An 11,464-nucleotide genomic window follows, 5' to 3' on the forward strand; every position below is an offset into this window, starting at 1 on the left:
CGTGGGGTGTGCGGCGCTCGCCCGAGCTTCTCCGTCTCGCGGGGGCTACTGCCCGGTGCGGCCGTCGATGCACTCCCGCAGCAGGTCGGCGTGCCCGGCGTGGCGGGCGTACTCCTCGACGAGGTGCTCGAGGATGTCGCGCACCGTCGAGGAGGTGCCGTCGAACGGGACGACCCGCCCCATGTCCGCGTCGGTCTGGGTCGCGAGCCACTCGTCGGCGGCCACCGTCTCGTGTCGCCAGGTGGCCCACGCCTCCGCGACGACGTCCGGGTCCGCGACGGCACCGTCGAAGTCCCAGTCCGGGCCGCCGTCGGCGACGTAGAGCTTCGGCAGGTCCATCGCGCCCTGCAGGACTCGCCGGGACCACGAGTGCTCCACCTTCGCCAGGTGCCGCACCAGCCCCAGCAGGGACAGGGTCGACGGCGGCACGGAGCGGCGGGCGAGCTGCTCGGCGTCGAGTCCCTCGCACTTCATCTCGATCGTGGCGCGGTAGGACCGCAGGTAGGACCAGTGGGTCTGCAGCTCGCCGACGGGGTCGGCCCACTGCTGGCGGGGGTCGTCCTCGGGGTCCACCCACAGGTCGGGGAACCGGCGTGCCTCGGGCGTGGAGGCGGGATCAGTCATGGCGCCATCCGACCCCTCCGGGGGAGACGTGCGCAAGCGGATAGTCCCCGTCGCCCGGCGTCCCCGGTGAACATCGTGTTTCCGGCCGTGCCGAAGCCCCCGGGTCACGACATGCTGGTCGGGGGTCGGCGCTCGGCGTCGGCCCCCGGGCGGGACGACGGAGTCCACGCCGACGACGACGAGAAGGAGACCCATGAAGCTCCCACGCACCGTCGCGGTGCTCGGCACCCTCACCCTCCTGGCGACGACGCTCGTCGGCACGGCCGCCGCCGACGACCGCCCGGACCGCCCGGGCCGCGGCCCTGAGCGGGACGCGCCCGCGGTCGGCGCGGCGTCGTTCGCCGAGCTCGCACGCACGGCACAGCGCTCCGGGCACGGAAACGGCCACGGCGGCGGGACGACGGGCGGCGCGATCGACATGCCCCGCGCCTACCCGTCCCAGCCCGACCTGACCGTGTACCCGCCGGAGGACGACGACGCGACCGACCTCAACGGCACGATCAGCCACGCCGAGATCGCGCCGCGGCTGACGGCCCTCATGGCCTCGAGCGACCGGGTCTCGACCCAGGTGGTGGGGCGCTCCACGGCGGGCCGAGACTTGTACCTGGTGACCGTGACGGCGCCGGAGTCCCGCCGCGAGACGGCGCAGCAGACCCGCTGGCGGGAGGAGATCCGCGTGTCCCCGGAGCGGGCCGCGGCCGACCGCCGCCTCGCCGAGGGCTACAAGACGCCGCTGTGGATCAGCGCCAACATCCACGGCAACGAGTGGGAGGGCACCGACGCCGCGATGCAGGTCATCGACGACCTGGCGACGTCGGACGACGCGGCCACCGCAGCCCTGCTCGAGGACCACCGGCTGTACTTCTCGCTGACGCTCAACCCCGACGGGCGCACCCTCGGCACCCGGGCGACGAGCCTGAGCCTCGACGCCAACCGCGACATGATCACCGGGGCGACGCCCGAGTCGCGGTCCTTCGTCGCGACGGCGCAGGCGCTCCAGCCGCTCTACGCGGCCGACTTCCACGGGTACACCGACGTGCTGCAGGTGGAGCCGTGCGGCCCGCCGCACGGCGAGAACTACGAGTACGACCTGTTCATCCCCCACGGGTACGCGATCGCGCGCCAGGTCGAGGACGACGTGGTCGCGGCAGAGATCCCCGGGAACACCTACTACGACCCGGCCACGGACGAGGCGGTCGACGAGAACACCGGCTTCATCAAGATCCCGTACCGCGACACGCCGTCCGGCTGGGACGACTACCCGCCGATCTTCACCGCCCAGTACGCGGCCTTCCACGGTGCCACGACCAGCACCGTCGAGCTGCCGAAGGGTCGGACCGGGCCGGCCACCACGCCCGAGGACGCCGCCGTCAACACGGCGGTGGCGAAGCGGACGATGACCTCGATGATCGACTACGTGGCCGGCCACGACGACGCCATGCTGGCCGACCAGATCGAGGCGTTCCGCCGCGGCGCGGCCGGCGAGCCGAAGGACGCGCTGACGGTCGACGACGTGGCGGCCGTGCCCGGACCGGACGAGTGGAGGCAGCACTGGGACGTGGTCGACGACCAGGACCCGGTCGACCTGCCGCGCGCCTACGTGATCCCGGTCGGCGACGAGCAGCGCTCGGCCGCCGACGCCGAGGCGCTGGTGGACCAGCTCCAGTTCCACGGCGTGGAGGTGGGCACGCTGGCGCGCAGCACCCGCGTCGGCGGCACGACCTACCCGCGCGGGTCGTTCGTCGTCGACCTGCACCAGCCGCTGCGGGGCCTGGCGAACGCCCTGCTCGACCTGGGCACGGACATCTCGGCGAGGGTGCCGTCGATGTACGACATCTCGGCGTGGAGCCTGTCGTCCCTGTGGGGCGCGACGGTCGACAGTGTCGGGTCGACCACGGACCGGCCGGTCGGGAAGGTGGTGCCGCTGCGCGGCGAGCCGTCGGACGCGCGGGTGCCGCACGGGGCGCGCCACGTCGCGTTCGACGTCGCGGGGGTCGAGGACTACCGCGCGCTCAACGCGCTGCTGGAGGAGGACGTCCCGGTCTGGCTCCTGGACGACGGTCGCGCCGTCGTCGGGCGCGGGGACGGCCGGACGGTCCGCGAGGTCGCACGCGAGCACGACGTCCCCTTCGAGGCCGCGACCCGGCAGGAGCTGCGCCGGCTCGACGAGGCGGCGGAGCTCGACGACCTCACGGTCGCGTACGCCGGTACCCAGGACGACCTGCTGTCCCTGACCGAGCTCGGCTTCGACGACCTGGTCCGGGTGACGGCCGGCGGCATCGAGGCCGGCGCGGCCACCGGGACGACGGGGCTCGAGGACGCCGACGTCCTGTGGGTCGGGTCGGCGCTGACGCTGCCGGCCGGCGGCGCGGGCCGGGCGGCCGTGCAGGGCTGGGTGGACGACGGCGGCTCGGTCGTGGGCCGCACGGCGGCCGCGTTCGCCGTCGCCGAGACGTACGGGCTCGTGGAGGGCTCGGCGGTCACGGGCAACCGGTCGGGCAACGGGATCGTCGACGTCGACACCGCCGGTTCGTCGTTCCTGTCCGCGCACCCGCAGGACCAGGCGTTCGTCTACCCGGCGACCTGGTTCACCGACCTCGGCGAGGGCACCACGGCCGAGCAGTCCTACGACGCGGACCGGCCGTTCCTCGCCGGCCACTGGGCGCCGTCGGGCACGGGGTCCGGCGGCCCCGACGCGGCGTCGGGCCACGCAGCCGTGGTCTCGGGCGAGGCGGAGTCCGGCGCGCGGGCCGTCGTCTTCGGCACGTCGGTGTTCTTCCGCACCCACCCGAAGGGCGGTCTGGGCCAGGCCGCCCAGGCCCTCTTCTGGGCGGCCTCCGGCGACTGAGCCGCACCTGCCGCCCGGGCCGACGCCCGGGCGGCAGGTCCGGGCCGAGGATCAGGCCGGGCGGCCGCGGCGCAGCACGCCGGCCGTGACCCCCGCGCCGACCCCCACCGCCGCGGCGATCCCGAACGCCCACCACAGCTGGGTGCGCAGCGGCACCAGGAGGGCGTCGACGGTGTCGTCCAGCACCTGGCGTCCCGCCTCGCCGACGTCGAGCCCGGCGAAGCCCGCCTGCACGGCCTCCGGCAGCAGCACGAGGAGCACCAGCATCGCGACGGCGGTCAGCGTCCCCGTGACGGCGACCGTGCGCAGGCGCCGGCCGGGCCGGGCGGCGAGCGCCGCCAGCACGGCGAGCAGCACCGTCGCCGGCAGCGCCCAGGGGGTCCACCGGTCCAGGACGGCGACGGCCGACTGGGCGGTGGAGAGGTTGTCCGACGCGTACAGGACGACGTCCGCGCCGGTCGACGCGAAGCCCTCCGGAACGGGCAGCCCGCGGTCGCGCAGCGCCTGACCGATCGACTCCAGGAACGGGTCGAGGGGCAGCGTCACCACGCCGTCCGCGGCGTCGACGACGTCGCTCTCGTCGCGCAGCACCGCCACGGTCGCGGCGTGCCCCTGCCGGGTGGCCTCCTCCCACGCGGGCGGGAAGGCGTCGGAGCGGACGAAGAGGTCCGCCACCTCGCCGATCACGGGCCGCAGCGCGCCGGCGAGCACCCCCGAGTCGATCTGGCCGACCACGGTGCCGGTCAGCGCCTCGGCGACGGCGTCCTGCGTGGTGATCTCGTCCGCCAGCGGCGCCGTCGCCGCGACGTACGACTCTGTGTCCAGCAGCGTGCCCTCGACGTACCGGGCGGGCACCGTGAACACCGCCGCCAGCACCGCGAGCAGGACCAGGACGCCGCTGAGGAAGCTCCGCACACCCGCCATGGTCGGCACGCTACGCGGCCGCGGGCGGGGCCACAGCGCGGGCTACAGCCCGGTGCGCCCGTCGATGCACTCGCGCAGCAGGTCCACGTGGCCCATGTGCCGGGCGTACTCCTCGAGCACGTGCAGCAGCACGTCGCGCGCCTCGACGGTCCCGCCGTCGTAGGGCACCTCGCGGCCCAGGTCCTCGCCGGCGAAGCACTCGTCGGCGACCTCGACGGCACGGTGCCAGGCGTCCCACGCCTCCTCGACGCAGGTCGCGTCGGGGAGGGCGCCGTCGAAGTCGACGTCGGGGTAGCCGGGCAGCTCGAACGGGCCGCGCTCGTCGCGGCTCTGCAGCACCCGGCGGAACCAGTGGTGCTCGACGTTCGCGAGGTGCCGGACGAGCCCGAGCAGGGAGAGGGTCGACGGCGGCACGGCGCGGCGCGCGAGCTGGGATGCGTCGAGGCCCTCGCACTTCATGACCAGGGTCATGCGGTAGCGGCAGAGGTATTCCCAGAGGGTCTCCTTCTCGCCGACCGGGTCGACGCCCGTCGCTCGCGGGTCGTTCTCGGGATGCACCCACAGGCCGGGCGTGGTAGAGGTCACGCGCGTAATCTGGCCGAACGCCCGCCACGGGTCAAGCGGCGCCCTCCCACCTGCGGCGACGTTCCAGCGCCGGGCGCTCTCCCGGTACCCTTCGGCAGCATGAGGGCCAGGACGAGACGCGCTTCCGGCGCCTCGCGCGGACTGCTCGGTCGCCTGAGGCGACCGGTGCCGGGGCCCTGGCGCCGTCGGTCCTCCCTCGCCGCCGCGGGCGCGCTGTCCCTGCTCCTGGGGCTCGGCGTCGGGGTGGCGGCCGGCTTCGTCGCGGACGCGGGCGTGCCCGCGGAGGCCGTCCTGTCGGCCGGCCCGCCCGACGAGTGCCCGGTGGTGCAGGCCGCGTGGTCGCGGGCGGCGTCCCTGCAGATCGGGATGACGGCCGACGACCCGGCCACCCTCCGGCGCGGCTTCGTGGGTGCCCGCGACGCGCTCGCCGAGGTCCGTCCGCCCACGGAGGTGCGGGACGACTGGCTCACCGTTGCGACCTACGTCAGCGTGGTCGCCGACGAGATCGAGGCGGCCGGCGAGGACGAGGTCGCGTCCGCCGTCGCGGACGCGCTGGCGGACCTGGACACGGCGGCGATGACGGCCGCGTCGAACCGCGTCACGACCTTCCTCAAGGCCGGCTGCGGCGCGACGGACGCGCCGACCGACGCGGAGGGTGGCGCGGGGGACGACACGCACGACGACACGGACAACGACACCCAGGGCGACGCGCCCGCCGGCTGAGGGGTGATTTCCGCGCGCGCGGGCGGGTGACGCACCATAGGGGGATGCGCCGCGCCCGCCTCCTGCCCCGCCAGCTCCCGGTCGTCGTCGTGGGGATGCTCGTCGCGGGGGCCGCGCTGGCCGGCTGCGGGCAGTCCGACGACGGCGCGGAGCCGGTCGCGGAGCCCGCCCCGGCGGTCTCGATCCCGGGCGACCTCTCGATGGGCGTCGAGGGCGAGCCGAGCCGGTCGAAGGGCTCCGGGTCGGCGTCACCCGACCCGAGCGCCGACGCGACGGACGGCGGCAAGGACGAGTCCGGCCTCGACCACGAGACGTGCGCGGGGCTGCAGCAGGCCTGGTCCACGACGAACCGCGCCCTCGTGGACCTCAGCCCCGAGCACCCGCGCGCGCTGGTGCAGAGCTTCCGCACCGCGGACGAGGCGATGGCCGCGGTGGAGGCGCCCGAGGGGGTGGCGAAGCCCTGGGGCGTGATGGCCGACTACCTGGGCAGCGCGGAGACGGCGTTCGAGGACGTCGACGAGGACGACGCGGACGCGGTCAGCTCCGCGATGGCCGGCGCGATCACGGCCGACGACACCGCTGACGCCACGGCCGCGGCCAAGGACATCACCGTGTTCCTGTCGACGGAGTGCGCGGGCCGATGACGACGCGCGGCACTTCCTCGACACCCGCGTCGACGCCCGCCTCAGCGCCGGTGCCCGGCGCGGCGGGGCACGCCGCGCCCCTGGTCGACGCGCTGCGGTCGAGCCTGACGGCGGCGGGCTACACCGTCGACGGCGTGGGCGAGGTGCTGGGCGACGTCGCGTCCGCGGCGCTGCACCGCGAGCAGACCGTGCCCGCCCGCCGCGCGCTCGCCGACGTCGCCGCCGCGCACGAGCCGCGCGCGACGCTGGCCCGCCTCTTCCTGCTCGGCGACGACGTGCCGCGCGCGACGCTCGATCGCGCGCTGCCCGGCGTCGGCACCGCCGGCGCCACGCGCCTCGGCCTGGTGGCCGCCGCCGGCGAGGGCGACGACGACGCCGTGCACGCCGTCGTCGACCTGCGCCCGTACGCCGCCGTCGACGCGGCCGGCGACGCGTCGTGGTGGCTGGCGAGCGACCTCGCCGAGCTGGCCACGGGCGGCCGCCTGGCGACCGACCACGTGCTGGGTGCCGGCGGCGCCTCGACGACGCTGGCCCAGGTCACGGCCCGCACGCCCGTGGGTCGCGTGCTCGACCTCGGCACGGGCTGCGGCATCCAGGCGCTGCACGCGGCGCGGCACGCCCGCCAGGTCGTGGCGACCGACCTGTCCCGGCGGGCGCTCGGCTTCGCCCGGTTCAACCTCGTGCTCAACACCCCGGCGGAGGGGGTCGACGTCGCGCTGCGGCACGGGTCGATGCTCGACCCGGTGGCGGGGGAGAGCTTCGACCTCGTGGTCTCCAACCCGCCGTTCGTCATCACCCCGCACGCCGGCGCGGCGGGCGCGGCGGTGGCGGAGGCGCTGGGCGACTACGAGTACCGCGACGGCGGCCGCTCGGGCGACGACCTGGTGCGCGACCTGGTGCGCGACGTCGGCGGCGTGCTCGCGCCGGGCGGGGTCGCGCAGCTGCTGGGCAACTGGGAGCACCGCCGCGGCGAGCCGTGGGACGAGCGGGTGGGCGCCTGGCTCGACGCGGCCGGCCTGGACGGCTGGGTGATCCAGCGCGAGGTGCTCGACCCGGCCGAGTACGCGGAGACGTGGATCCGCGACGGCGGCACGACCCCCGAGCGCGAGCCGGGCGCCTGGGCCGCCGCCTACGGCGCGTGGCTGGACGACTTCGCGTCCCGCGACGTCGAGGCCGTCGGCTTCGGCATCGTCACCCTCCGCCGGCCCGCGGGGGACGCGCGCCCCACGCTGCGCCGCCTCGAGGAGCACACCGGGTCGGTGCACCAGCCGCTCGGCGCGCACGTCGCGGCGTCGCTCGCGGCGCACGACTGGCTCGAGGCGCACGACGACGCCGCGCTGGCCGAGGCCCACCTCGTGGCGGCGGACGACGTCACCGAGGAGCGGTTCCACACGCCCGGGCAGGCGGACCCGAACGTCGTCGTGATCCGGCAGGGCGACGGGCTGGGGCGCGGGGTGCACGCCTCGACCGGCCTCGCGGCCTTCGTCGGGGTGTGCGACGGCGAGCTCGCCGTCGGGCAGATCGTCGGGGCGCTGGGCGCGCTGCTCGACGTCCCGGTCGACGACCTCCGCTCCGAGCTGCTGCCCGCCGTCCGCGGCCTGGTGCGCGACGGCTTCCTCCGTCCTGCCGACTGACCTCCCGCCGGTCCGACCTCCCGCCGGACTGGTCTCTCCGCCTGGGAGCCTGCCGTCCGTGGGCTGTGCCACATGGGGAGTTCTCCCCGTCGCGCCCGGGCGCGAGAGCGACGCCGGTCGGTCACCATGGTCACCATGCGCAACCGACTGACCATGACCCGTGCCGCCGCCGTGGCCGCCGCCGCCCTGCTCTCCCTCGGCCTGGCCGCCTGCGGCGGCTCGGGCGACTCGAGCTCCGGCGAGGGCACGCCCGCCGCCGAGGAGCAGGCCGCCGAGGAGAGCCCGGCCGAGGAGAGCCCCGCCGAGGAGGAGGCCCCGGCCGACGAGGCGGCCGGCGGCGACGTGTGCGGCGCCGTCCAGACCCTCACCGAGGCGTCCTCGGCGATGGGCGACGTCGACCCCGCCGACCTGCAGCCCACCGTCGACAAGCTCGAGGAGCTCACCACCACGCTCGAGGGCGTGGGCGAGCCGCCCGCGGAGATCGCCGACGACTGGGAGACGCTGACCACGTCGTTCCGCACCGCGACGGACGGCCTGGGCGCCGCGGCCGAGGACCCCACCGACGCCGAGGCGATGACGAAGCTGCAGGAGGCCATGTCCGCGATGACGGGCTCGGAGTTCCAGGAGTCCGCTCAGGCCGTCGGCACGTACGCCGGAAAGAACTGCTGACACGTCGAGGCCGGTGCCGAATCGATCCTCGAACCGGCCGTCCGAGGACCGATGCAGCACGCTCGATGCGGGGTCGTCAGCCGATGACGACGGCCGCCTCCGGGCGCCGGTAGAGGCGCTGCCGGTCGCGCATCGCGAGGCCGGTGCCGAGGGTGATGGGCCCGAGCCGGCCGAGGAACATCAGGGCCACGAGCACCAGCTGGTGCCAGGGCTGCATGTCCGCGGTGATCCCGGTGGACAGGCCGGTGGTGCTGAACGCCGAGATCACCTCGTACAGCACCTGGTCCAGGGTGAACAGGCTGGTGGAGAGCGTGATCGCGAGGGTGGGCAGCACCACGGCCGCGACGCCGACGAGCGCGACGGTGAGCGCCTGCCGCTGGGTGCTCGGCGTGAGGCGCCGGTCCCAGAGCGTGACGTCGGGGTCGCCGCGCAGCTCCGACCAGATCGCGACGGCGAGGACGGCGAACGTCGTCACCTTGATGCCGCCGGCGGTGCCGCCCGACCCGGCGCCGACGAACATGAGCATGTCGGTGAAGAACCAGGTGCCGTTGTTGGCCTGCGACAGGTCCACGGAGTTGAAGCCGGCGGTGCGGGGCATCACCGCCTGCGTGAACGCGGCCAGCACCTTCGCCGGCGGGTCGAGCGGGCCGAACGTGCCGGGGTTGCGCCACTCGGCCGCGAGGAAGAACACCGTGCCCACCACCAGCAGCACCGCCGTCATCAGCACGGTGAGCCGCGTGTGCACGCTCCAGCGCGACAGCCGGGCGAGGTCGGTCGGGCCCTCCTCGGTCCGGCGGGTGCGGTGCAGGCGCCACAGCTCGAGCAGCACGGGGAAGCCGAGGCCGCCGATGATGATCGCGGCGCAGATCGGCAGGCACACCCAGGGGTCGGCGACGAACGGCACGAGGTTCTGGCTGTAGATCGAGAAGCCCGCGTTGTTGAACGCGGACACGGCATGGAAGACGCCGGACCAGACGGCGTGGCCGAGCGGCTCGTCGTAGGCGGCGGCGAACCGCGCCGTGAGCACCGTGGCCACCACCAGCTCCGTCACGACCGTGAACCGCAGCACCCCGAGCAGCACGCGTCGCACGTCGCCCATCCCGACGGACCGTGTGGACTCGGTCGCCACCAGCCGGGTGCTGAGCCCCAGACGACGGGTCAGCAGCAGGCCGAGCAGCGACGCCAGCGTCATGACCCCGAACCCGCCCACCTGGATGAGCAGCAGGATCACGACCTGCCCGAACGGCGTCCAGAACGTCTCGGTGTCGACGACGGCGAGGCCGGTCACGCAGGTCGCGGACGTCGCGGTGAACAGGGCCTCGACGAAGCTCGCGTTCCTCCCCGTGGCGCTGATCGGCAGGCTCAGCAGGGCCGTGCCGGTGGCGATCGTCGCGAGGAAGGCGAGGGTGACCACCTGGGCCGGGCGGCGGCGCAGGCTCGCGGGTGACGCGGGGGAGTTCGCGGGCACCCGGTGCGGGCGCAGCCACGGGATCGGGTGCACAACGGATCAGTGTGCACCCGGTCTACAGCCTGGGCGCGCCCTGGCCGGGGGCTGGTCGTCCCCGTAGCGTGTGGTGCGCCGGGCAACCGTCCGGTACCTGACGGAAGGAATTCTCCGATGAGACGCACGACCTTCAGGACGATGGCCGCCACGGCCGCCGGGCTCACGCTCGCGGCGACCGCGGCGACGGCCCAGGCCGCCGGTCCGGACCCCGACGACGACGTCGCGGGCGCGGACCGCTATCCGGCGGGGCTCCTGCAGGCCATGACGGACGACCTCGGCGTGTCGAGGGAGCGCGCCGTCGAACGGCTCGACTTCCAGGACGACGCCGCGGCCGCGCAGGAGCGGCTGCGGGAGGAGCTCGGCGACGACTTCGCCGGCACCTGGCTCGACCCGGAGCGGGACCGGCTGTACGTCGCCACGACGAGCGGCGCCGCGGACGCCGCGGTGCGGGCGGCGGGCGCCCGGGCCGTCGACGCCCGGTACTCGCTCGACCAGCTCGAGGGCTGGGCCGCGGACCTGGGTGACGACGCCGCCGCGGCCGCCGGCGTGACCGGCTGGCACGTGGACGTGCGGGACAACACGCTCGTGGTCGAGACGCTGGCGGGCTCGGACGCCCGGGCCGGCGTCGACGACGTGCTGGCCGCCGCGGGCGTGCCGAGCGGCGCCGTCACGCTGAGCACGACGGCCGAACGGCCGCGCGTGCTGGACGACGTCGTCGGCGGCAACGCGTACTACATCAACGGGGCGTCGCGCTGCTCGGTGGGCTTCGCCGTCACCGACGGCTTCGTCACCGCGGGGCACTGCGGCTCCGCGGGCGACCCGACGTCGCAGCCGGAGGGGACGTTCGCCGGGTCGAGCTTCCCCGGCGACGACTACGGGTACGTCCAGGTGGGGCCCGGCAGCACGCCCGTCGGTGCCGTGAACGACTGGGCCGGCGGCCAGGTCGCCGTCGCGGGCGCCGAGCCGGCGCCGGTGGGGGCCCAGGTGTGCCGCTCCGGCTCCACGTCGGGCTGGCACTGCGGCACGGTCGAGGCGCTCGACGTCTCGGTCTCCTACGCCGAGGGCACGGTCGACGGGCTCATCCGCACCGACGTGTGCGCGGAGCCGGGCGACTCCGGCGGCTCGCTGCTGGCGGGCGACCAGGCGCAGGGCGTGACGTCCGGCGGTTCCGGCGACTGCACGTCCGGCGGCACGACGTTCTTCCAGCCCGTGGGCGAGATCCTCGACGCCTACGACCTCACCCTGGTGACCGGCTGACCGCTGCGAGTAGTACCGAGTCCCGCGAGGTGGTGCGCACCACCACCTCGCG

Annotated in this window: 10 protein-coding genes; 6 read left to right on the forward strand and 4 right to left on the reverse strand. The window is 75.3% G+C overall.

Translation table 11 applies throughout. The features are described from left to right. Window positions 1-45: 45 nt before the first annotated feature. Window positions 46-624, reverse strand: coding sequence for a DinB family protein (locus ACFWEK_RS02475; RefSeq protein ID WP_430552972.1), 579 nt, complete (start codon window positions 622-624; stop codon window positions 46-48). 193 nt (window positions 625-817) lie between these two features. On the opposite strand from ACFWEK_RS02475, the gene ACFWEK_RS02480 reads away from it, so the two are divergent. After that, on the forward strand, window positions 818-3,472 hold the full coding sequence (locus tag ACFWEK_RS02480; protein ID WP_430552973.1) for a M14 family zinc carboxypeptidase: 2,655 nt from the start codon (window positions 818-820) through the stop codon (window positions 3,470-3,472). Between the two features lie 51 nt (window positions 3,473-3,523). Here ACFWEK_RS02480 and ACFWEK_RS02485 read toward each other — a convergent pair whose 3' ends face one another. Together ACFWEK_RS02485 and ACFWEK_RS02490 are read right to left on the reverse strand one after the other, a co-directional pair. Further along, entirely contained in the window at window positions 3,524-4,396 is an 873-nt protein-coding gene (locus ACFWEK_RS02485) for a hypothetical protein (protein WP_430552974.1), read from the reverse strand. A gap of 42 nt (window positions 4,397-4,438) precedes the next feature. Continuing rightward, the gene (locus ACFWEK_RS02490) at window positions 4,439-4,981 is read right to left on the reverse strand and encodes a DinB family protein (protein WP_430547044.1); all 543 of its coding nucleotides are present in this window, start codon (window positions 4,979-4,981) and stop codon (window positions 4,439-4,441) included. Between the two features lie 165 nt (window positions 4,982-5,146). Between ACFWEK_RS02490 and ACFWEK_RS02495 the strand changes: the two genes are divergently transcribed. The 4 genes from ACFWEK_RS02495 to ACFWEK_RS02510 all read left to right on the forward strand — a co-directional run bounded on the left by ACFWEK_RS02495 (window position 5,147) and on the right by ACFWEK_RS02510 (window position 8,651). After that, complete coding sequence (locus ACFWEK_RS02495; protein ID WP_430552975.1) at window positions 5,147-5,704, forward strand: hypothetical protein; 558 nt, start codon at window positions 5,147-5,149, stop codon at window positions 5,702-5,704. A 44-nt stretch (window positions 5,705-5,748) separates the two neighbouring features. Beyond that, window positions 5,749-6,348 carry a hypothetical protein gene (locus tag ACFWEK_RS02500; protein WP_430547042.1) on the forward strand — a complete coding sequence of 200 codons (600 nt, stop codon included), beginning with the start codon at window positions 5,749-5,751 and terminating at the stop codon, window positions 6,346-6,348. Beyond that, on the forward strand, window positions 6,345-7,982 hold the full coding sequence (locus ACFWEK_RS02505) for a methyltransferase (protein ID WP_430552976.1): 1,638 nt from the start codon (window positions 6,345-6,347) through the stop codon (window positions 7,980-7,982). The genes ACFWEK_RS02500 and ACFWEK_RS02505 overlap by 4 nt, the downstream gene beginning before the upstream one ends. A 135-nt stretch (window positions 7,983-8,117) precedes the next feature. Beyond that, window positions 8,118-8,651 (forward strand): hypothetical protein, encoded by a 534-nt coding sequence (locus ACFWEK_RS02510; protein WP_430552977.1) that lies wholly within the window; start codon window positions 8,118-8,120, stop codon window positions 8,649-8,651. Between the two features lie 76 nt (window positions 8,652-8,727). On the opposite strand, the gene ACFWEK_RS02515 is transcribed toward ACFWEK_RS02510, so the two are convergent. Then, the gene (locus ACFWEK_RS02515; protein WP_430552978.1) at window positions 8,728-10,152 is read right to left on the reverse strand and encodes a TrkH family potassium uptake protein; all 1,425 of its coding nucleotides are present in this window, start codon (window positions 10,150-10,152) and stop codon (window positions 8,728-8,730) included. Window positions 10,153-10,269: 117 nt separating this feature from the next. On the opposite strand from ACFWEK_RS02515, the gene ACFWEK_RS02520 reads away from it, so the two are divergent. Next, on the forward strand, window positions 10,270-11,412 hold the full coding sequence (locus ACFWEK_RS02520; RefSeq protein ID WP_430552979.1) for a S1 family peptidase: 1,143 nt from the start codon (window positions 10,270-10,272) through the stop codon (window positions 11,410-11,412). Window positions 11,413-11,464 lie beyond the last annotated feature (52 nt).

Origin of the sequence: Isoptericola sp. NPDC060257 (genome assembly GCF_042726645.1) — a bacterium.
In the GTDB taxonomy this organism is placed as follows: domain Bacteria; phylum Actinomycetota; class Actinomycetes; order Actinomycetales; family Cellulomonadaceae; genus Isoptericola; species Isoptericola nanjingensis.